Genomic DNA, 19,443 nt, shown 5'->3' on the forward strand with positions numbered 1-19,443 from the left:
CCGCCTCCACCGCCGCCATGCTGCTCCCCCTGGTCGGCGGCCCCGCCAACGTCACCTCCGTCGCCCACTGCATGACCCGGCTACGGCTGGATCTGGCCGACGCCTCGGCCGCCGACGAGGCCGGGCTGCGCGCGCTGCCCGGGGTGCTGGGCGTGGTGGTGGACGGGCCGTCGTACCAGGTGGTGCTGGGCCCGGCGGCGGTGACCGGCGTCACGACCGAGGTCGAACGCCTGATCACCGCCGCAACCCCGGCCACCGCACCGGGACCCGAACCCGCCGCCCCCACACCCGCCCCCACACCCGCACCCACCGGACTGGCCGCCCCGGACAGGACGACCGCCGCCGAACTGGCCGCGCGGGGCGCCGTACTGCGGGAGGAACGGCGCCGCCGCAACGCGACCCCGGTCAAATCCGCGCTGCGCCGCATCGCCGCCGTCTTCGTACCGCTGATCCCGGCCCTGATCGGCTGCGGCATCCTCGCCGGGCTGGCCGGACTGCTGGCCAACACGGGGGCGCTGCCCGGCCTGACCCCTGCCCTCACCGCCGTGGCCTCCGCCTTCATGGCGCTGATCGCGGTGTTCGTCGGATACAACACGGCGAAGGAGTTCGGCGGCACGCCGGTGCTCGGCGGGGCGGTGGCGGCCGTGGTGGTCTATCCGGGCGTGGCGCAGGTGACGGCGTTCGGCGTGCACCTGGCGCCCGGCCAGGGCGGGGTGCTGGGCGCGCTCGCGGCGGCGTTGCTCGGCACGTACGTGGAGAAGTGGTGCCGCGGCCGGGTCCCGGGCGCGCTGGACGTCCTGCTCACCCCGACGGTCACGGTCCTCACCGCGGGCCTGGTGACGCTGTACGGCCTCATGTACGCGGCCGGCGCCGTGGCCACCGCCATCGGCACGGCGGCGGACTGGCTCCTGGCCACCACCGGCGCGTTCGCCGGGCTGGTGCTCGGCGGCCTGTTCCTGCCCCTCGTCATGCTGGGCCTGCACCAGGCGCTGATCCCCATCCACACCACGCTGATCGAGCAGCAGGGCTACACCGTCCTGCTGCCCCTGCTGGCCATGGCGGGCGCCGGCCAGGTGGGCGCGGCCCTCGCGGTGTACGTCCGGCTGCGCCACGACGCCTCCCTCCGTACGACGATCAGGTCGGCGCTCCCGGCGGGACTGCTGGGCGTCGGGGAACCGCTGATCTACGGGGTGTCGCTCCCGCTGGGCAGGCCGTTCCTGACCGCCTGTGCGGGCGGTGCGGCGGGCGGGGCCTTCGTCGGCTTCTTCGCGATGCTCGGCGACAAGGTGGGCGCGACGGCCATCGGCCCGTCCGGCTGGGCCCTGTTCCCGCTCCTGGCGGGCAACCGGCCGCCGGCCCTGACGGCGGCGATCTACGCGGGCGGCCTGCTGACCGCGTATGTGACGGGCTTCGCCGCCACCTACGCGACGCTCCCGGTCCCGGCCCTCCGACCGGAACCGGACGGAACACCGCAACCGGACCGAGTAGCAGAACCGCACCGAGCAGCGGAACCGGACGGAGCGCCGGTCCCGAGCGGGGAACCCGGACCGAACGGGGAACCGGTCCCGAGCAGCGAACCGGCCCCCAGCAGCGAACCCGGACGACCGAGCGGCGTCAGCTGAGTGACCTCGCCGCCGCCGCGTCGTACGGCTTCAGCTCGTCGAACCGACCCGAGAGGACCTTCGCGGCCCATTCCGGGTCCTGGAGCAGGGCGCGGCCGACGGCCACCAGGTCGAATTCCTCCGCCTCCAGGCGGTCCAGCAGATCATCGATGGCCCTGACCGGCGCACCTTCGCCCACGAAAGCCCGGTTGAAGTCGCCGTGGAGGCCGACCGAGCCCACGGTGAGGGCCGGGCGGCCGGTGAGCTTCTTGGTCCAGCCGGCCAGGTTGAGGTCGGAGCCCTCGAACTCGGGGAGCCAGTAGCGGCGGGTGGAGGCGTGGAAGGCGTCCGCACCGGCCGCCGCCAGCGGGGTCAGCAGGGCCTCCAGTTCCTCGGGGGTCTCGGCGAGCCGTGCGTCGTACTGGTTGGACTTCCACTGCGAGTAGCGCAGGACGACGGGGAACTCCGCGGAGACGGACGCACGCACCGCGGCCACCACCTCCGCCGCGAACCGGGTACGGGCCACCAGGTCCCCGCCGTACGCGTCGGTACGCCGGTTGGTGCCCGCCCACAGGAACTGGTCGAGCAGATAGCCGTGGGCGCCGTGCAGTTCCACCCCGTCGAAGCCGATGCGCTCCGCGTCGGCCGCCGCCTCGGCGAAGGCGCCGATCACGGCGTCCAGGTCGGCCCGCGTCATCGCCTTGCCGGTGCCCTCGGTGCCGTCGAGCCGCAGCCCCGAGGGGCCGATCGCGGGGGCGTCCGGAAACGGCGGCCGGCCCGCCTCGCGGACCATCCCGATGTGCCACAGCTGGGGGAAGATCCTGCCGCCCGCCGCGTGCACCGCCTCGGCGACCCGGGACCAGCCCGCCAGTTGCTCCGCACCGTGGAACCGCGGGATACGGTCGCTCTCCCCGGCCGACTCGTGACCGACGTAGGTGCCTTCGGTGACGATCAGTCCGACCCCGGCGGCGGCGCGGCGGGCGTAGTACGACGCGACGTCCTCGCCCGGGATGCCGCCCGGGGAGAACGAGCGGGTCATCGGGGCCATCGCGATCCGGTTGGGCAAGGTGAGACCGTTGATCGCGATCGGACGGGAGAGAATCTGAGCCGCGCGGGAGGCGGACGTCGTGCTGACGGTCACGGGGGGCTCCTGGTGGGTTCGCGCGCTCAGCAGCCGCTCAACAGCCAGTGTGTGCGCACGCATTGTTAAAGTAACTGAAGTAACTGCCGTGCGCTGCACCACATTCCGACCGGACCACTCTGTGATCCGAAACACACCCCGCCTCAACGGGGCGGCTCGATCGCCCCCAGCAGACGGGCTTCCCGGTTCAACCGCCGCACCCGCTCCCGCAGCACCTCACCCGGCGCCGCCACCTCGGCGGACTCCGGCGGACAGTCCCACTCCCGCCCACCGCCCACGGGCCGCAACTGCACTGCGCCGCCCACGTGGTCCATGACCTCGCCGAGCCGCCCGTTCCGTACGTCGACGACAAACCCGCCGACCGCGGGCCGCTCCCCGCTCACGCCCCACCGCCCCGAGCCGCCCCCCGTAGCGCAGCCACCAGCCGCGCGGCCACCCCCAGATTGCAACGCCCCAGATCCACCAGGGCGTACGGCTCCTCCTGCCCGGCCGACAGCGGATCCACCCCGAGCCCCGGCAGGATGATGCCGACATCGCGCAGAGCCGAGCGCAGTTGCACCACCGCCTCCTCGGCCGACCGAGCCGCCCGCCACCCCTCCGCCGCACCCTTGGCACCCTTGGCACCCTGCGCCTCTTCCATCCCACGCCTCCACGCTGAGTTGGTGATTCGCAACACAGCGTGGCCGCCGGACTCCTAACCTGGCGAGACACCACACCTCAACAAGATCGGGTGTCGGACGGGGAGGAAATGCCATGCCCGGACCGAAGGACCTCGACCCGTCGTCGTCACCGCGCGCCCTGCTGGGCGCGGAGTTGCGGCACGCACGGGAGAGGCAGGGCCTCAGTCAGGCGCAGTTGGGCCAACGGCTGTTCGTGAGCGGATCGTTCATCGGACAGCTGGAGACGGGATCGCGGCGGATGCAGCAGGAGTACGCGGTGCTGCTGGACGAAGTCCTGGGAACGGCGGACTTCTTCACCCGCAACTGCGCGGCGTCGGCCAAGTCGAAATACCCGGAACACTTCGCGGAGGCGGCGGAGGCGGAAGCGAGCGCCACAGCGATCAGGCAGTACGCGCCTTTGCTCATCCCCGGACTGCTCCAGACGCCCTCTTACGCGGCTGCCGTCTGCCGGGCCTACCAGCCCACGGCGTCCGAGGAGACGATCGACAAACTGGTGGCCGCCCGGATGGAGCGGGCCCACATCCTCGACGATCCAACAGACCTCCTGTTGTGGGCGGTGATCGACGAGGCCGCGTTGCGCCGAGCGACGGGCGGGCGGGCGGTGATGGCGGAGGCCCTGCGGCACATCGCCGGCCTGGCCCGCCGGGGGCGCGTGATCGCGCAAGTGCTGCCCTTCGACGCGGGAGCGCACGCGGCGATGGAGGGGGCCATCAAGCTGATGGACTTCGAGGAAGCCCCTCCGCTGGTGTATTTCGAGGGAGTCGGCACCGGACGCCTGGAGGACGACCCGGCCATCGTCCGGCACCAGCGGTTCACGTACGAACTCCTCACGGCCTGCGCGCTCTCCCCGGAGAACTCCCTGGTCCTCATCGAGGCGATGGCGCAGGATTACGCGCATGAGGACCATCCCTGAGTACGACCTGACCGGGGCCGCCTGGTACAAGTCCAGCTACAGCGGCGGCAGCGGCGGCGACTGCCTCGAAGTCGCCCGCTGGCGCAAGTCGACGTACAGCGGCGGCGACGGCGGTGACTGCCTCGAAGTCGCGGACGGCAACCCCGCCCTCGTCCCCGTCCGCGACTCCAAGAACCCCCACGGCCCGAAGCTCGCGTTCCGGGCGGAAGCCTGGTCGGCGTTCATCGAAAACGTCAGCAGCCTGGGCGCTTGAGCCTCGGGCACCGAGCACCGAGCCCTCTTTGCAAGGAACGGGTGGAGGGACTCAACCCGCCCTCCCACCCTTGGAGTTGACTTGCAGCGACCGACTTGCAACGGACGGTGACAACGGTCTAGCGTCCCGCATAACGAATCAGCCCCCGCCAGGTGCGCCAACACCTGCGGGGGCTTAACCGACGAGATCGAACCACCAAAGAAAGCGATCCCGTGGCTGAAGCCAATGCTAGTGCTGCCCTCCTGTTCGCGCATCCGACCCCGCCCCCGATGGCCAATCCGGGTTACGGAAAGCGTGCGACTACCGACCAACTCCCGCGCACCAACCACGACTTCACGCACCTCCCGCCCCGCGAAGCGGCCATCGCCGCGTACGTCGACCGGCTCCCCGACGGCGCCGACATCTCCGTGAAGACGCTGGCCAACACGACGCCGTACGGCCAATGCGCACTCCGTACCGCGCTCAACCACCTTGTGGCGGCAGGCCACTTGAGGCGCGGCCGGGAACGGCTGGAGACCACCGCCGGCGGAACCCGCTGGATCACCCGAACGTGGTGGTCCAGGACCGCGCGCGACGACACCTGGTGGACGGCGTTCACCCGCGGCGACGTACCCGAACCCGGACAGCCCCCAGGACACCCACCGGCCCGGCCACCAGCAGACCCCCGCGGCCCCGTCCGGACCCGCGCCCACACCCTCCTCGCCGCCCTGGGCCGCACGGCCCCCGTGCTGTCGCTCTCCGCCGCCGACTGCGCGACGCTCGCGCCGCTCCTGGCGGACTGGTTCACCCGGGGCGCCACCGACGAGTCCGTACTCCGCGCCCTGACCGAGGGCCTGCCCACCCCGGTCCACCACCCCGCCGCCCTGGTCCGCCGCCGCCTGCTGGACAAACTCCCGCCCGAACCCGTACGACAGCCACCCCGCCCACCCCTCCGCCTCCTGGAATGCGCGGAGTGCGGGGTACCGGGACGCCCGGAGGCACTGCCGGGAGGCGTGTGCGGCGGCTGCCGCGGCGAACGCGCCCCCGCACAACCCCGTACGCCCCTGCCCGTTCCCACAGTCCACGCCCGCGCGGACGAGATCCGCGCTGCGATGTCCCCGAAGCAACGAGAGAGGACACCTGTATGACCGCTCCTACGGTCCGCCGGCTCCCCCCAGGGGCACGATGGAGGAGAGGAGGCAACACCATGACCCCCAGCACCACCCCCGAACACCCTCAAATGCCCGTCGAGGACTTCCAGGAACTGGCCGACGCAGCCCCCGACGGCGTACGCCTCGAACTCGTCGACGGCCGAGTCCACACCAAAGACCCCCTCAGCGTCGAAGAATTCGAGGAACTGGAACGCCGGGCACCGGAAACCGTCCGACTGGAGTACATCAACGGAAAACTAGAGGTCAAGGCAGTGCCGGACGGCAACCACGGCGAGATCTTCATGTGGCTGCTCCGCCAGTGCATGCAGCAGCGCCCCGAGCTGAACCTCATGCCCGAACGGGGCGTCAAGGCCGAGGCATACCGCAAGGGCCGCGCCCGCACGGACGGGTTCCTGGCACCGGTGGGCCACTTCAGGAGTCACGGCGAATGGTCCGCCCCCGAAGGCGCTCTCATGACCGTGGAGATCACCTCCCACGACCGCGACACCGACCAGCGCGACCGCATCGACAAGCCCGTCGGCTACGCGGCGGCCGAGATCCCCGTCTACCTCCTCATCGACCGCGACAACAACACCGTCGTCGTCTACAGCGAACCCAAGGACGGCCGCTACCAGCAGACCCAGTCGTACCCCTGGGGCACGACCGTCGAACTCCCCGCCCCGGTGGGCATCACCCTCGACACCGAAAAGCTCAGGGACTACGCCGACTGAAACGACGCACGGGCACGATCCGGGTCGCAATGTCCCTGAAGCAACGAGAGAGGACACCTGTATGACCGCTCCTACGGTCCGCCGACTCCCCCCAGGGGCACGATGGAGGAGAGGAGGCAACACCATGACCCCCAGCACCACCCCCGAACACCCTCAGATGCACGTCGAGGACTTCCAGGAGCTGGCCGACGCAGCTCCCGACGGCGTACGCCTCGAACTCGTCGACGGCCGAGTCCACACCAAAGACCCCCTCAGCGTCGAAGAATTCGAGGAACTGGAACGCCGGGCACCGGAAACCGTCCGACTGGAGTACATCAACGGAAAACTAGAGGTCAAGGCAGTGCCAGACGGCAACCACCGGGAGATTCTCATCTGGTTGCAGGAGCAGTGCATGCAGCACCGCCCCGACCTGCGCGTCTACGGCGAATCCGGCGTCAGAACCGAGGCATACCGCAAGGGCCGCGCCCGCACGGACGCAGCCGTCGCCCTCAAGGGCCATTTCAAAGGGCACGGCGAGTGGTCCGCGTCCGAGGGCATCCTCATGGCTGTCGAAATCACCTCCCACGACCGCGACACCCACCAGCGAGACAGAGTCGACAAGCCCGTGGGATACGCAGCGGTCAGCATCCCCGTCTACTTGCTCATCGACCGTGACCACACCACCACCGTCGTCGTCTACAGCGAACCCAAGGACGGCCGCTACCGGCAGACCCAGTCGTACCCCTGGGGCACGACCGTCGAACTCCCCGCCCCGGTGAGCCTCACCCTCGACACCGAAGAACTCAAGGAGTACGCGGGCTGACGCCATGCCCGTCGAGAGCTGGTGGCGGTGGAGCATGAGCCAGCCGTAGGTTCGCTCGACCGGCTGTCGTGAACCGTGGGACGACCTGATCCGTTGTGTCTTGGAACGCCGCAGAAGACTCGACCAGGAGGGACCACCGTGCCACGACCAACAGCCGCCGAACTCCCTGAAGAAGAAAAGGAGTTCTGGGAGGAAACGAGAGATGTCGTTTACAAAAATGATCAACGGAATGCGACAAGAAAGAATACACACGAGCTGGCGGAAGCATGGGAACGCGGATACCGTTCCGGACTTAAAAATCACCGGGCCACATACTCCGAGATTCATGGCTACGACAGGTCCGTGCAGGCGTTGGCCAATACGGCACTTAAGAATCACGAGATCTACTGGAATCCCGATCTTTGGGTCCATCACATGCACCGGGCGGGCTACGAGTTCGGCGCTCTGGAGAAGGAATACGGATCGCGGGACGCTGCCCTGCAGGAGAAGATAGACAGGTTGTGGCAGCCAGTTGATCGTCCTGCGCGGCCTGAGAGTGATGCGACCCTGGCCGTGCGGCGTACCGCGAACCGCTTCGCCACGTGGCTCAGCGAGATAAAAGGGATCGCCCAGAACCGCGATACCCGCGACGCTCGTGCCGCCGGAGCGCCGCTGGGCAGCGGCGGTGCTGCCGCGGAATCGACCGAACGGCTGTTGCCGTCGGCCGCCTCAGTGGCTTCCCTCCTCCCGGAGGGAACCGGCACGCAGTGGTCGCGGCCTGCTCCGCCCACTCAGGGGCAGTCGGCGGCCACCCCGCGCCACATTGCCCTCGATCTCGGACGCGCCCGTAATACGAGATCCGCCCGCTGAAGGGGCAGGAAAGAAACCCACCCACCGCTAGCGTGCCGGGCCCCCCGCGCCGCGCCCCCGCCCCGAAGGCTGGGAGTTACCCCGGTGGACCGGGGTAAGGTTACCCCTTTCCACCTGGCCCTCCGGCCGCGGCGGAGCGCACTGATAAGGCGACATGGTGACGGGTGGCCGAGGCGCGGCGGCCATATGACTCTGCTGGCTCTGCCGCACATCAGCACCCCGATGCAATTCTTGATACCTCTGATACATCTTCGTGTAATTTTGCCATCGAGCGGGATCCTGCCTGACGGAATCTCTCGCCCGCCTTGCCTCGTTGTAAAGATCCTGCGTCGCAGGCGGCGGCTCCGGGGGCGACGCGTCGTTCCAGGACGGGTAAGGACTGCTGTTCCAGTCCTGGGAAAATTTCCGAAAATTCTCTGAGTCCGTCTTCTTATTCCTGGCCCACCACTCGGCATAAGACCAGAGATTTCCGTCTGCCCCTGCGTGTTCGGTGTGCCGCCCGGACCGCGCGTACCACTCGGCATACTGGTGACGAAACTGCTCATATTCCGATGCCCGGCCTTCTCTGGCATTCTGCGTCGCCGCACGGACTTTCTCCGGCGTCAGCGCCCATTCCAGTCTCCGCCCCACTTCCCGTACTTCCGGCGCCGCCAGCAGATTGTCCGCAGACCCGATCAGCCGGTCGTGCGCATCGGGCCCGTCCGGCATGCTGAACACGTCCGCACCGCCGATGTACAGGGTGGATATCCCTTTGTAGTGGATGATTTCCTGCTGATCGCGGAACGCCACCTCGCGGAGAGTGGCCAGGACGTCGATCCCTCCGGGTACGTTCGGCATGGAGTACCGCGCGTATTCCCCCTCATCGACCCAGAGAGGTTTGGGTCCTGCCGGATCCCTGTCCCGGCTGGAACTGACATACACCGTGTCTCTGTGGTTGTTCTGGTAGTACTGGATACTGGAGGGAACTTTATCGCTTTTATTCTCGAACCCGTCCCTGAAGACAATTCCGAGGCCGCGCTCCCTCGTGTGAGTCTCGAAGCGGTACAGCGGATCGCGGTCCAGCCTGTGAGCGATCTGATAGTCGGCAGCCGGTCCGCTGTTGGCCACCGTGAGATATATCGGAGCGACGCCATATCTGGATTCCCCGGAACCCACCGTATCCACCGGGTTCGACCCGACCATCCTCCCGGGAAAGGCGTCCCATGCCCTCCGGAAGTCCTCCGGGGTACTCTCGAAGCCCTCATAGGAACCCCCGGAATCGCTGTCTGCCGCCGAGCCGAAAGATCTGGCCGGGGAGTAATCGTCCCGCGCCCGCTCCACCATCCGAGAGTCACTCCTCCTGTGTTCGGGCAGGTGACAGCGCAGAAGTCACCACTGAGTCCGACCGGCCCTACGTCCAGCTTCCACTTGCTTCCAGTTTCTTCCACCTTCTGAAACGGCTGAAAATCACGACCGGTTCACCAGCCCCAAGCCCTGGCTAGGGCGTCTCAAGCGGCGACGACAATGATCACGAGGGGGTTCCAGGTTCGGTTTCGGCCTCGCGCCGTACCGCGTCGGCGACCGTGTCACGGACCTCGCCCTTGCACGGGGTCCGCCCCGGACCCTCGAAGGTGCGCGAGAACAGGGGCTCGTCCCAGACCCTGTTCGTCATGGCCGCGAGGTGGATGCCCTGGCGGATGATCTCGGCCGCGCTGATCCCCCGCCGTTTGGCGGCCTCGTTGATGATGGCCAGATCCTCGGAGTCGGCGTGGACGTTGGTGCGCTTCATGGACATGCACCAACGTTAGCCATGTACCGGATTGACCCAGGTCGTGGCGGTCGCATGGCCGCTTGCTGCCGGGCGGGCCGCCGGAAACGCCCGAGGGCGGCACCCCTGTCGTCGACAGGAGTGCCGCCCTCGGAACGGAAAGGACAGGCTGATCCGGAGGATCAGAAGTCCATGTCACCGCCCGGCATGCCGCCCGGAGCGGCCGCGGCGGCCTTCTCCGGCTTGTCGGCGATGACGGCCTCGGTGGTGAGGAACAGCGCGGCGATGGAGGCGGCGTTCTGCAGAGCGGAACGCGTGACCTTCGCCGGGTCGATGATGCCCTCGGCGACCAGGTCGACGTACTCACCGGTCGCGGCGTTCAGGCCGTGACCCGGGGTGAGGTTGCGGACCTTCTCCACCACGACGCCGCCCTCAAGGCCGGCGTTGACGGCGATCTGCTTGAGCGGGGCCTCCAGGGCGAGCTTGACGGCCTGCGCGCCGGTCGCCTCGTCGCCGTCCAGCTCCAGCTTCTCGAAGACGTTGGTGGTCTGCAGCAGGGCCACGCCACCACCGGCGACGATGCCCTCCTCGACGGCCGCCTTGGCGTTGCGCACGGCGTCCTCGATGCGGTGCTTGCGCTCCTTCAGCTCCACCTCGGTGGCGGCACCGGCCTTGATGACGGCCACGCCGCCCGCGAGCTTGGCCAGGCGCTCCTGGAGCTTCTCGCGGTCGTAGTCGGAGTCGCTGTTCTCGATCTCGGCGCGGATCTGGTTGACCCGGCCGTTGACCTGCTCGGAGGAGCCGGCACCGTCGACGATGGTGGTCTCGTCCTTGGTGATGACGACCTTGCGGGCGCGGCCCAGGAGGTCCAGGGTCGCGTTCTCCAGCTTGAGGCCGACCTCCTCGGAGATGACCTCGCCGCCCGTGAGGATGGCGATGTCGCCGAGCATGGCCTTGCGGCGGTCGCCGAAGCCCGGGGCCTTGACGGCGACGGACTTGAAGGTGCCGCGGATCTTGTTGACGACCAGGGTCGACAGGGCCTCGCCCTCGACGTCCTCGGCGATGATCAGCAGCGGCTTGCCCGACTGCATGACCTTCTCCAGGAGCGGGAGCAGGTCCTTGACGGAGCTGATCTTGGAGTTGGCGATCAGGATGTACGGGTCGTCCAGGGACGCCTCCATACGCTCCATGTCGGTCGCGAAGTACGCGGAGATGTAGCCCTTGTCGAAGCGCATGCCCTCGGTGAGCTCAAGCTCAAGACCGAAGGTCTGCGACTCCTCGACGGTGATGACGCCTTCCTTGCCGACCTTGTCCATGGCCTCGGCGATCAGCTCGCCGATCTGGGTGTCGGCGGCGGAGATGGAGGCCGTGGAGGCGATCTGCTCCTTGGTCTCGACGTCCTTCGCCTGCTCCAGCAGGGCGGCGGAGACGGCCTCGACGGCCTTCTCGATACCGCGCTTCAGGGCCATCGGGTTGGCGCCGGCGGCGACGTTGCGCAGGCCTTCCTTGACCAGGGCCTGGGCGAGGACGGTCGCGGTGGTCGTACCGTCACCGGCGACGTCGTCCGTCTTCTTGGCGACTTCCTTGACCAGCTCAGCGCCGATCTTCTCGTACGGGTCCTCCAGCTCGATCTCCTTGGCGATGGAGACACCATCGTTGGTGATCGTGGGGGCGCCCCACTTCTTCTCAAGGACGACGTTGCGGCCCTTGGGGCCGAGGGTGACCTTGACGGCGTCGGCGAGCTGGTTCATACCGCGCTCAAGGCCGCGCCGCGCCTCCTCGTCGAACGCGATGATCTTGGCCATGTGAAGTGGTCCCTCCAGGACTGGGGGTGATTCCAACGGACCGCGCCCGCGCCCGCGACGGACGGCTCGCCAGCCTCGTGGTTCCTTGCCCCACTTGGCCTGCGGGCCTCACCGACCCGGTCCTTCGTTGTCACTCTCACCTTCAGAGTGCTAACGCCAATGATTAGCACTCGGGTGGGTCGAGTGCAAGACGCGCCCGCGACTCGGGCACCAAGGGGTGGTGGTCGGGTGACAGATGGAGGTGGGCACGCCCGCGTGGCGGGGACCAAGGCGTGGTGGTCGGGTGACGGGTGGGACGGACGGCTTCCGGATGAAAGCGGACGGCTTCCGGCATGTCGGGGGGACGCTCAGCCGTGCGCGAACACGCGTCGGCGCGCCCGGGCGGCGACGGGAACGGGCGGTAAGGCGGTAAGGCGGTAACCGGAACGACGGCAACCGGAACAACGACGGGAACGGGTGACGGAACGACACGGGGAACGGGTGACGGAACGACACCGGAAACGGGTGACGGAACGACACGACACCGGGAACAGGTGACGGAGCCTGCGCAGGACATAAGGACATAAGCAAACGCAGGACATAAGGACATGGCGAAGGGCCCGCACCCGTAAGGTGCGAGCCCTTCGCGACAAGAAAATTCAGGCGGTGACGCGAACCATGTCGGCCTGCGGGCCCTTCTGACCCTGCGAGATCTCGAACTCGACCCGCTGGCCCTCTTCCAGGGTGCGGTAGCCGTCCATCTGAATGGCGCTGTAATGGACGAAGACGTCCGCACCACCGTCGACCGCGATGAAGCCGTACCCCTTCTCCGCGTTGAACCACTTGACGGTGCCCTGAGCCATGCCTAACTCCCCTATTACTGGCCCTTGCACAGATCCGCACTTCGCGGACCCGGGTCAGACCTCACCCCCCAAGGTTGGGGGCGTGCGCCGGAACGCGTCGACCGCGGCTGAATGTATCTGTCCAACTGCCGTCTGCAACAGGTCAATCGGACGAGAAATCTGGACGTACCCGGTCGGGAATCTCCCGAGAATTCCGCAGAATTCCGGGCAAGTCGGGCTCCATGAAAGGAGTAAAAGCCACAAAAAACGCGCACAGATTGGCGACTTCTTGCGGGGCGCGCGGAATGATTCCGGGGCCCGTGCCCCGGGCGTGGGGCTCGCGTTCCCCAACTCTACCGCGCTCAACCCCACTGAATTGTCCCCTCCGCTTCTCTCACGGAGGGGGCAATCCGATGAACAGCCGGTGATATGCGTTACCGAAAGTAATGAGGGGTCAGCCGCCGGCCACGGCCGGGATGATGGAGACGCCCGCGCCGTCCGGGGTGACGGTCTGCAGGCCCTGCTCGAAGCGGACGTCGTCGTCGTTCACGTACACGTTGACGAAGCGGCGCAGCTGGCCCTGGTCGTCCAGGACCCGGGCGGCGATGCCCGTGTGGTTCTTCTCCAGGTCGGCGATCACTTCGCCGAGGTTGGCGCCGTCGGCGCTCACCTCGGCCTGACCGCCGGTGTAGGTACGCAGGATGGTGGGGATTCGAACGGTGACGCTCATGCGGTGTGACCTCCGGTCGGGTGCACAGGTGGTACGGCGAGGAAGGGAAGAGGGAGGGTGAGGCGGAAGGGGCGTGACGGGCTCCGGACGGTGCCTGGGGCGCGGCCTCGGCCAGGATCGGCCGACGACGCGCCGCCAGTCACACGCAGCCGGCCAGTCGTACGGAGGCGTCCGGTCGTACGGAGGCGTCCGGCCCTGCGGAGCCGTCCGGCCGTACGGAGCCGCCGGTCATCCGAGGCCGGCCTCTCGGAAGGAGTCCAGGTTCGGACGGATGGTGGCGGTCAGGCCGGTGTCGGCCACCGCGTCGAGGGTCTTGAGGCCGTCGCCGGTGTTGAGGACGACCGTGGTGAGCGCGGGGTCGAGGACGCCGTTCTCGATCAGCTTCTTCGCCACGCCCACGGTCACCCCGCCGGCCGTCTCCGCGAAGATGCCCTCGGTCTGCGCCAGCAGCCTGATCGCGTCGACGATCTGCTCGTCCGTGACGTCCTCCACGGTGCCGCCGGTGCGGCGGGCGATGTCGAGGACGTAGGGGCCGTCGGCCGGGTTGCCGATCGCCAGCGACTTGGCGATGGTGTTCGGCTTCTGCGGCCTGACCACCTCGTGCCCGGCCTTGAACGCGGCCGACACCGGCGAGCAGCCCTCGGCCTGCGCGCCGAAGATCTTGTACGGCCGGTCCTCGACGAGGCCCAGCGCGATCAGCTCCTTCAGCCCCTTGTCGATCTTGGTGAGCTGGGAGCCGGAGGCGATCGGGACGACGATCTGGTCGGGCAGCCGCCAGCCGAGCTGCTCGCAGATCTCGTAGGCCAGGGTCTTGGAGCCCTCCGCGTAGTACGGCCGCAGGTTGACGTTGACGAAGCCCCAGCCCTCGCCGGCCGGGTCGCCGATCAGCTCGGAGCAGAAACGGTTCACGTCGTCGTAGGTGCCCTCGATGCCGACGAGGTCACCGCCGTAGACCGCGGCCATGACGACCTTGCCCTGCTCCAGGTCGTGCGGGATGAACACGCAGGAGCGCAGGCCCGCGCGGGCGGCGGCGGCGCCGACGGCTCCGGCCAGGTTGCCGGTCGAGGAGCAGGAGAGGGTCGTGAAGCCGAAGGCGCGCGCCGCCTCCAGCGCCTGGGCGACCACCCGGTCCTTGAAGGAGTGCGTCGGGTTGCCGGAGTCGTCCTTGACGTACAGACCGCCGGTGACGCCCAGTTCGCGGGCCAGGTTGTCGGCCTGGACCAGCTTGGTCCAGCCGGGGTTCAGGTTGGGCTTTTCGGCCACGTCCGCGGGGACGGGCAGCAGCGGCGCGTAGCGCCAGATGTTCGCGGGTCCCGCTTCGATCGTGCGGCGCAGTTCCTCGGTGTCGTACGCCGAGTAGTCGTACGCGATCTCCAGCGGGCCGAAACACTCCTCGCAGGCGAACACCGGGCCGAGGGGCACCCGGTGACCGCATTCGCGGCAGCTCAGGGCAGCGGCGGGACCGAGATCGACAGACGGATTCGCGGTGCTTGCAACGGTCTGCACAGCCATGTGAGGCGAGGCCCTTTCTCCTCATCTTCCCCACGACGCATCTCGCCGTGAGACGGAATTGGCACCTTCCCAAGCCGGGAGCCTCGCGAAGACGATCGGATTGCGCTGCGATCAGTACGAGTACCGACTGGAGGGTTGCCGGGGCTTCATCGGGCCGTATCCCTCTGCCCCTCTGGATGAGCTGTATGCGGTTGTGTACACCGATGACCCCCGACATGCGATGGTCATCCGCGTTGTTCAAGACTGTAACCGAAGGCCAGGACAGTTGAGATAGTCGTCCGAACCGCGAGACGTATCACACACGCACCGGGTGTGATCACGACAGTGAGGAGCCGCCGACCGTGCTGGAAGAAGTGGAACGCTGGCTGGCCACCCGCTCCTGGTCCGTGACCGACCGCCCACTGCACAAAATACTCGCCGCGAAACAGCGCACGGGCCAGTCGGTGTCCGTGGTGCTCCCCGCGCTCGACGAGGAGGAGACGGTCGGCGCCATCGTCGCCGCCGTCCGGCGCGACCTCATGCTGCGGGACGTCCCGCTGGTCGACGAGATCGTCGTCGTCGACTCGGGGTCCACCGACCGCACCTCCGAGGTGGCCGCCGCGGCGGGCGCCCGGGTGGTCCACCGCGACGACATCCTGCCCCGGCTGCGCGCCGTCCCCGGAAAGGGCGAGGTGCTGTGGCGCTCGCTGCTGGTCACCGGCGGGGACATCGTCTGCTTCGTCGACGCCGACCTGCGGGACTTCTCCTCCGACTTCGTCACCGGGATCGTCGGCCCGCTGCTCACCGAGCCGGACGTCGACCTGGTCAAGGCCATGTACGACCGCCCGCTGGCCGGCGCGGCCGGACAGGGCGGCCGGGTCACCGAGCTGATGGCCCGCCCGCTGCTCAACATGCACTGGCCGCAGCTGGCCGGTTTCGTGCAGCCGCTCGGCGGTGAGTACGCGGCCCGCCGCTCGCTGCTGGAGCAGCTGCCGTTCCCGGTCGGGTACGGCGTCGAGCTGGGCATGCTGGTCGACGCCCTGCATTTGGTGGGCCTGGACGCGCTCGCCCAGGTCGACGTGGGCGTGCGCAAGCACCGGCACCAGGACGGGCAGGCGCTCGGCCGGATGGCCGCGGCGATCTACCGGACCGCGCAGCTGCGGCTGGCCCGCGGACACCTCGTACGGCCCCGCCTCACCCAGTTCGAGCGGGGCGAGGACGGTTTCGAGCCGCGCACCCACTCGGTGGACACCGAGGAACGGCCGCCGATGGTGGAGATCGCCGAGTACGCACGACGCCAGGTCGCGTGAGCGGGAAAAACTGACCGTATACGGTCGCTGACTGACCGCAACCGTACGTTTGAGCGTTTCCGGGCCGGGCTAGGTTGAGGCTTATGGCTTCCACACAGGGTGCTGCCCAAGTGCTGGTCGCGTCCAACCGCGGCCCGGTCTCGTACGACGTCCGGGAGGACGGCACGCTGACCGCCAGGCGGGGCGGCGGCGGGCTGGTCTCCGGGCTCTCGGCGATCGGACCCGAGGCGGGCGCGCTGTGGGTGTGCTCGGCGCTGTCCGACGGCGACCGGGAGGCGGTGCGGCGCGGGGTGGGCGAGGACGGCGTGCGGATGCTCGCCGTCCCGGCCGACGTGCACGCGGACGCGTACAACGGCATCGCGAACTCGGTCCTCTGGTTCGTCCACCACATGCTGTACCAGACCCCGCTGGAGCCCGTCTTCGACGCGGAGTTCCGCCGTCAGTGGGCGTCGTACGAGACCTACAACCGCGCGTTCGCCGAGGCGCTGGCCCAGGAGGCGGCCGAGGGCGCCGCGGTGCTGGTGCAGGACTACCACCTGTGCCTGGTGCCGGGCATGCTGCGCGAGTTGCGGCCGGACCTCAGGATCGGGCACTTCTCGCACACGCCGTGGGCGCCCGCGGAGTACTTCCGGATGCTGCCGGACGACATCAGGGCACAGCTGGTGCGGGGGATGCTGGGCGCGGACCGGCTCGGCTTCCTGACCTGGCGCTGGGCGCGGGCGTTCATGGAGTGCGCGCAGGCGTCGGACCCCGGCGTCCGGCGGTTCGGGGCCGAGGCGGGGCCGCGGGGTCTTGAGCACGCGGCCGGCCCCCAGGTGTCCGCCCGCAGGACCGTCGTCGACGTGCACGGCCTCGGTGCCGACCCCGAATTCCTGCGCGCCCGTTCGCACGAGGCGGACGTCGAGGAGCGGATGGCGGCCCTGCGCGCCGAGATCGGCGCGGGGCGCCGGACGATCGTGCGGGTCGACCGCACCGAGCTGTCGAAGAACATCGTGCGCGGGCTGCTGGCGTACCGGCAGCTCCTCGACGACCGCCCCGACTGGCGCGAGCGGGTCGTGCACGTGGCCTTCGCCTACCCCTCCCGGCAGGACCTCGCCGTCTACCGGGACTACACGGCCGAGGTGCGGCGGCTCGCCGAGGAGATCAACTCCCGCTACGGCACGCCGGGCTGGACTCCGGTCGTGCTGCACGTCAAGGACGACTTCGCCCGCTCGCTGGCCGCCTACCGGCTCGCCGACGTGGCCCTGGTGAACCCCATCCGGGACGGCATGAACCTGGTCGCGAAGGAGGTGCCGGTCGTCTCCGACAGGGGCTGCGCACTGGTGCTCTCCCGGGAGGCCGGGGCCTACGAGGAGCTGGGCGAGGACGCGCTCGCCGTCAACCCGTACGACATCGGGGACACGGCGGACGCCCTGCACCGGGCGCTCACGCTGCCGGCGGATGAGCGGGCGGAACGGACGAAGCGGCTTGCCGCGGCGGCTACGGCGTTGCCGCCGGCGCGATGGTTCTTGGAGCAGTTGCATGCCCTCCAGGCCGGGGGGCCTGGCCGGGCCGGCTGAGTGGTGCGGTGCGCTGCCGCTGCGGGGGCGGGTCGGGCGTGGTGGGGTGTGCCGTCGTGCTTCGGGTGCGGGCCGGATGTGGCTGGGCGCGCAGTTCCCCGCGCCCCTTACGGGGGCGCTGCCACCGGCCCGGCGGGTCACGGGCCGCCGCCTTCCCGTGCCGGGGCGCGTCGTCGTTTTTCGGGCGCGGGCCGGCCGTGGCTGGTCGCGCAGTTCCCCGCGCCCCTTGCCGGGGCGGTCGTGCGGGTTTTCTTGCGGCTGTCGGGGGGTGATCGGTCAGGGCAGGTGTGTGGACAGTGCCCTCAGGAGTCGTACGACGCCCGCCGGGCCGTCCACCACCAGGTCGGCGCGTTCGGCGAGTTCGGTCACCTCGGTGCTGCCGCTGCACACCAGCAGACCGGGCACGCCCTCTGAGCGGAGCTTGTCGACGGCCGCGAAGGCGGGCAGGTCGCCGAGGTCGTCGCCGCCGTACAGGACGGACCGGGCGCCGATCTCGCGGACGTACTCCAGCAGGGCCACGCCCTTGTCCATGCCGGGCGGGCGGAGTTCGAGGACCAGACGGCCGGGTTCGACGATCAGGCCGTGCCGGGCGGCGAGTTCGGCGAGCGGTCCGCGCAGGGCCTCGAACGCGGCCTGCGGGTCCGCGGCGCGTCGCGTGTGCACGGCGACGGCTCGCCCCTTCTCCTCGATCCAGGTGCCCTGCCAGGCGCCGATCCGGTCGAGGAAGCCGGGCAGTTCGGCGCGGACGGCGGCCACGCCGGGGTGCGGGGCGGGGGCGCTGACGGTGCCGCTGACCCCTTCCCAGCGTTCGGCGCCGTAGTGGCCGAGTACGACGAGGTGTTCCAGGCCCGGTACGCCCGCGAAGCCGCCGTGCCGGACCGCCACCCCGGCGGGCCGTCCGGTGACCACCGCGACGGCGGCCACCTTCGGGGCGAGGGCGGCGAGCGCGGGCACGGCATCCGGGTGGGCGCGGGCCCGCTCGGGGTCGGCGACGATCGGCGAGAGCGTCCCGTCGAAGTCGAGCCCGATCACCGCGGAGCGCGGCCGGGCGAGCAGTGCCGCGAGCCCGTCCCGCCCGGCCGGGGTCACTGGCGTGGGAAGCGCGTCCTGCGGGTCGGTCGAGTCCGTCGAATCCGTTCGGTTGCCCATACGGCGTACCTATCCCGGGAAGGCTGTGCGCACGCATGCCGGGCGCGGGCGGTCCGCACACACGGCACCCCCGAGGCCGGAACTCACCGGGGTGTGGCAGCGCCCCCGCAAGGGGCGCGGGGAACTGCGCGACCAGCCACGACCGCCCCGCACCCGAAGAACGACGATGCGCCCCGGCACGGGAGGGCGTGGGTCCGTGACCCGCCGGGCCGGTGACAGCGCCCCTTTAAGGGGCGCGGGGAACTGCGCGACCAGCCACGACCGCCCCGCACCCGAAGAACGGCGACACCCCCCGGCCTAGGAGGGACGTGGGTTCGAAACCCACTGGGTCGGCGGCAACGTTCCGCACACGCGCCCGCGAGGGCAACCGGTCTCAGCGCTGAGCGCGGCGCGTCTCGCGGATCCGGCGCAGGCGGTTGACCGTGACCGGGTCGTGGGCGAGGGCGCGGGCGTCGTCCAGCAGGGCGTTCAGGAGCTGGTAGTAGCGGACCGGGGCCAGGCCCAGTTCCTCGCGTATCGCCCGCTCCTTGGCGCCGGGTCCCGGAAAGCCCCGGCGTTCCAACGCGAGGATGGCCACTTCGCGTCGGCCCAGTTCATGGCGGCCCAGTTCGTGGCGGTCGTCCGGTTCCATGGGGGAAAGGTAGCGCCAGGCACCGACAGCGGCCCGGCCGCAGGCCCCGTACCGGCGCTTTTTCTAAAGGTCTGGACCACGTAAGTGGACTAGACCTCTT

Annotated in this window: 20 protein-coding genes and 1 riboswitch; of the genes, 9 read left to right on the forward strand and 11 right to left on the reverse strand. The window is 69.5% G+C overall.

Annotated features, from left to right (window positions below):
- The first annotated feature begins 17 nt into the window (after positions 1-17).
- On the forward strand, positions 18-1,622 hold the full coding sequence (locus tag ACFYPJ_RS17760) for a PTS transporter subunit EIIC (RefSeq protein ID WP_389017585.1): 1,605 nt from the start codon (positions 18-20) through the stop codon (positions 1,620-1,622).
- Here ACFYPJ_RS17760 and ACFYPJ_RS17765 read toward each other — a convergent pair.
- The 3 genes from ACFYPJ_RS17765 to ACFYPJ_RS17775 all read right to left on the reverse strand — a co-directional run bounded on the left by ACFYPJ_RS17765 (position 1,615) and on the right by ACFYPJ_RS17775 (position 3,382).
- Positions 1,615-2,742, reverse strand: a complete 1,128-nt coding sequence (locus ACFYPJ_RS17765; protein ID WP_389017396.1) for an NADH:flavin oxidoreductase — start codon at positions 2,740-2,742, stop codon at positions 1,615-1,617. The two genes, ACFYPJ_RS17760 and ACFYPJ_RS17765, sit on opposite strands and share 8 nt — an antisense overlap.
- A gap of 143 nt (positions 2,743-2,885) precedes the next feature.
- A complete protein-coding gene (locus tag ACFYPJ_RS17770) occupies positions 2,886-3,125 on the reverse strand; it encodes a hypothetical protein (protein WP_389017399.1) in 240 nt (79 codons plus the stop codon).
- Complete coding sequence (locus ACFYPJ_RS17775) at positions 3,122-3,382, reverse strand: hypothetical protein (protein ID WP_389017402.1); 261 nt, start codon at positions 3,380-3,382, stop codon at positions 3,122-3,124. Before ACFYPJ_RS17775 ends, ACFYPJ_RS17770 begins: the two co-directional genes overlap by 4 nt.
- Positions 3,383-3,495: 113 nt before the next feature.
- On the opposite strand from ACFYPJ_RS17775, the gene ACFYPJ_RS17780 reads away from it, so the two are divergent.
- The 6 genes from ACFYPJ_RS17780 (at position 3,496) to ACFYPJ_RS17805 (ending at position 8,100) form a co-directional block, all read left to right on the forward strand.
- Positions 3,496-4,335: a helix-turn-helix domain-containing protein gene (locus tag ACFYPJ_RS17780; protein WP_389017405.1), complete on the forward strand. Its 840-nt coding sequence runs from the start codon at positions 3,496-3,498 to the stop codon at positions 4,333-4,335.
- Positions 4,319-4,588, forward strand: coding sequence for a DUF397 domain-containing protein (locus tag ACFYPJ_RS17785; RefSeq protein ID WP_389017408.1), 270 nt, complete (start codon positions 4,319-4,321; stop codon positions 4,586-4,588). Before ACFYPJ_RS17780 ends, ACFYPJ_RS17785 begins: the two co-directional genes overlap by 17 nt.
- 269 nt (positions 4,589-4,857) lie before the next feature.
- Positions 4,858-5,715 carry a hypothetical protein gene (locus tag ACFYPJ_RS17790; protein ID WP_389017411.1) on the forward strand — a complete coding sequence of 286 codons (858 nt, stop codon included), beginning with the start codon at positions 4,858-4,860 and terminating at the stop codon, positions 5,713-5,715.
- A 59-nt stretch (positions 5,716-5,774) separates the two neighbouring features.
- A complete protein-coding gene (locus ACFYPJ_RS17795; protein WP_389017414.1) occupies positions 5,775-6,449 on the forward strand; it encodes a Uma2 family endonuclease in 675 nt (224 codons plus the stop codon).
- 124 nt (positions 6,450-6,573) lie between these two features.
- The gene (locus ACFYPJ_RS17800; RefSeq protein ID WP_389017417.1) at positions 6,574-7,251 is read left to right on the forward strand and encodes a Uma2 family endonuclease; all 678 of its coding nucleotides are present in this window, start codon (positions 6,574-6,576) and stop codon (positions 7,249-7,251) included.
- 138 nt (positions 7,252-7,389) lie between these two features.
- The gene (locus tag ACFYPJ_RS17805; RefSeq protein WP_389017420.1) at positions 7,390-8,100 is read left to right on the forward strand and encodes a hypothetical protein; all 711 of its coding nucleotides are present in this window, start codon (positions 7,390-7,392) and stop codon (positions 8,098-8,100) included.
- 27 nt (positions 8,101-8,127) lie between these two features.
- Here ACFYPJ_RS17805 and ACFYPJ_RS17810 read toward each other — a convergent pair whose 3' ends face one another.
- From ACFYPJ_RS17810 to thrC, 6 genes are all read right to left on the reverse strand, one after another.
- Entirely contained in the window at positions 8,128-9,207 is a 1,080-nt protein-coding gene (locus ACFYPJ_RS17810) for a hypothetical protein (protein ID WP_389017423.1), read from the reverse strand.
- Between the two features lie 400 nt (positions 9,208-9,607).
- Positions 9,608-9,874 (reverse strand): CopG family transcriptional regulator, encoded by a 267-nt coding sequence (locus tag ACFYPJ_RS17815; protein ID WP_389017426.1) that lies wholly within the window; start codon positions 9,872-9,874, stop codon positions 9,608-9,610.
- 155 nt (positions 9,875-10,029) lie between these two features.
- Positions 10,030-11,652: a chaperonin GroEL gene (gene groL, locus ACFYPJ_RS17820; RefSeq protein WP_389017429.1), complete on the reverse strand. Its 1,623-nt coding sequence runs from the start codon at positions 11,650-11,652 to the stop codon at positions 10,030-10,032.
- Positions 11,653-12,290: 638 nt separating this feature from the next.
- Positions 12,291-12,494: a cold-shock protein gene (locus tag ACFYPJ_RS17825; RefSeq protein WP_004986573.1), complete on the reverse strand. Its 204-nt coding sequence runs from the start codon at positions 12,492-12,494 to the stop codon at positions 12,291-12,293.
- A 433-nt stretch (positions 12,495-12,927) separates the two neighbouring features.
- Entirely contained in the window at positions 12,928-13,203 is a 276-nt protein-coding gene (locus ACFYPJ_RS17830) for a MoaD/ThiS family protein (protein WP_389017432.1), read from the reverse strand.
- Positions 13,204-13,431: 228 nt separating this feature from the next.
- Positions 13,432-14,715, reverse strand: coding sequence for a threonine synthase (thrC, locus tag ACFYPJ_RS17835; RefSeq protein ID WP_389017435.1), 1,284 nt, complete (start codon positions 14,713-14,715; stop codon positions 13,432-13,434).
- An 18-nt stretch (positions 14,716-14,733) separates the two neighbouring features.
- Positions 14,734-14,898, reverse strand: a riboswitch (SAM riboswitch).
- Positions 14,899-15,056: 158 nt separating this feature from the next.
- On the opposite strand from thrC, the gene ACFYPJ_RS17840 reads away from it, so the two are divergent.
- Positions 15,057-16,004, forward strand: coding sequence for a glucosyl-3-phosphoglycerate synthase (locus tag ACFYPJ_RS17840; RefSeq protein WP_389017438.1), 948 nt, complete (start codon positions 15,057-15,059; stop codon positions 16,002-16,004).
- An 83-nt stretch (positions 16,005-16,087) separates the two neighbouring features.
- Positions 16,088-17,563, forward strand: a complete 1,476-nt coding sequence (locus ACFYPJ_RS17845; RefSeq protein ID WP_389017441.1) for a trehalose-6-phosphate synthase — start codon at positions 16,088-16,090, stop codon at positions 17,561-17,563.
- 276 nt (positions 17,564-17,839) lie between these two features.
- Here the strand turns inward: ACFYPJ_RS17845 and otsB are convergent, their stop codons facing one another.
- Positions 17,840-18,712: a trehalose-phosphatase gene (gene otsB, locus ACFYPJ_RS17850; protein ID WP_389017444.1), complete on the reverse strand. Its 873-nt coding sequence runs from the start codon at positions 18,710-18,712 to the stop codon at positions 17,840-17,842.
- Positions 18,713-19,085: 373 nt separating this feature from the next.
- On the reverse strand, positions 19,086-19,343 hold the full coding sequence (locus ACFYPJ_RS17855) for a DUF3263 domain-containing protein (RefSeq protein ID WP_389017447.1): 258 nt from the start codon (positions 19,341-19,343) through the stop codon (positions 19,086-19,088).
- Positions 19,344-19,443: the final 100 nt, after the last annotated feature.

This window comes from Streptomyces sp. NPDC006012 (genome assembly GCF_042871185.1).
In the GTDB taxonomy this organism is placed as follows: Bacteria; Actinomycetota; Actinomycetes; order Streptomycetales; family Streptomycetaceae; genus Streptomyces.

Coding starts and splice junctions, on each gene's coding strand:
- ACFYPJ_RS17760 (WP_389017585.1), top strand. CDS start 18: ATGCTGCTCCCCCTGGTCGGCGGCCCCGCCAACGTCACCTCCGTCGCC.
- ACFYPJ_RS17775 (WP_389017402.1), bottom strand. CDS start 3,382: ATGGAAGAGGCGCAGGGTGCCAAGGGTGCCAAGGGTGCGGCGGAGGGG.
- ACFYPJ_RS17780 (WP_389017405.1), top strand. CDS start 3,496: ATGCCCGGACCGAAGGACCTCGACCCGTCGTCGTCACCGCGCGCCCTG.
- ACFYPJ_RS17785 (WP_389017408.1), top strand. CDS start 4,319: ATGAGGACCATCCCTGAGTACGACCTGACCGGGGCCGCCTGGTACAAG.
- ACFYPJ_RS17790 (WP_389017411.1), top strand. CDS start 4,858: ATGGCCAATCCGGGTTACGGAAAGCGTGCGACTACCGACCAACTCCCG.
- ACFYPJ_RS17795 (WP_389017414.1), top strand. CDS start 5,775: ATGACCCCCAGCACCACCCCCGAACACCCTCAAATGCCCGTCGAGGAC.
- ACFYPJ_RS17800 (WP_389017417.1), top strand. CDS start 6,574: ATGACCCCCAGCACCACCCCCGAACACCCTCAGATGCACGTCGAGGAC.
- ACFYPJ_RS17815 (WP_389017426.1), bottom strand. CDS start 9,874: ATGTCCATGAAGCGCACCAACGTCCACGCCGACTCCGAGGATCTGGCC.
- groL (WP_389017429.1), bottom strand. CDS start 11,652: ATGGCCAAGATCATCGCGTTCGACGAGGAGGCGCGGCGCGGCCTTGAG.
- ACFYPJ_RS17825 (WP_004986573.1), bottom strand. CDS start 12,494: ATGGCTCAGGGCACCGTCAAGTGGTTCAACGCGGAGAAGGGGTACGGC.
- ACFYPJ_RS17830 (WP_389017432.1), bottom strand. CDS start 13,203: ATGAGCGTCACCGTTCGAATCCCCACCATCCTGCGTACCTACACCGGC.
- thrC (WP_389017435.1), bottom strand. CDS start 14,715: ATGGCTGTGCAGACCGTTGCAAGCACCGCGAATCCGTCTGTCGATCTC.
- ACFYPJ_RS17845 (WP_389017441.1), top strand. CDS start 16,088: ATGGCTTCCACACAGGGTGCTGCCCAAGTGCTGGTCGCGTCCAACCGC.
- otsB (WP_389017444.1), bottom strand. CDS start 18,712: ATGGGCAACCGAACGGATTCGACGGACTCGACCGACCCGCAGGACGCG.
- ACFYPJ_RS17855 (WP_389017447.1), bottom strand. CDS start 19,343: ATGGAACCGGACGACCGCCACGAACTGGGCCGCCATGAACTGGGCCGA.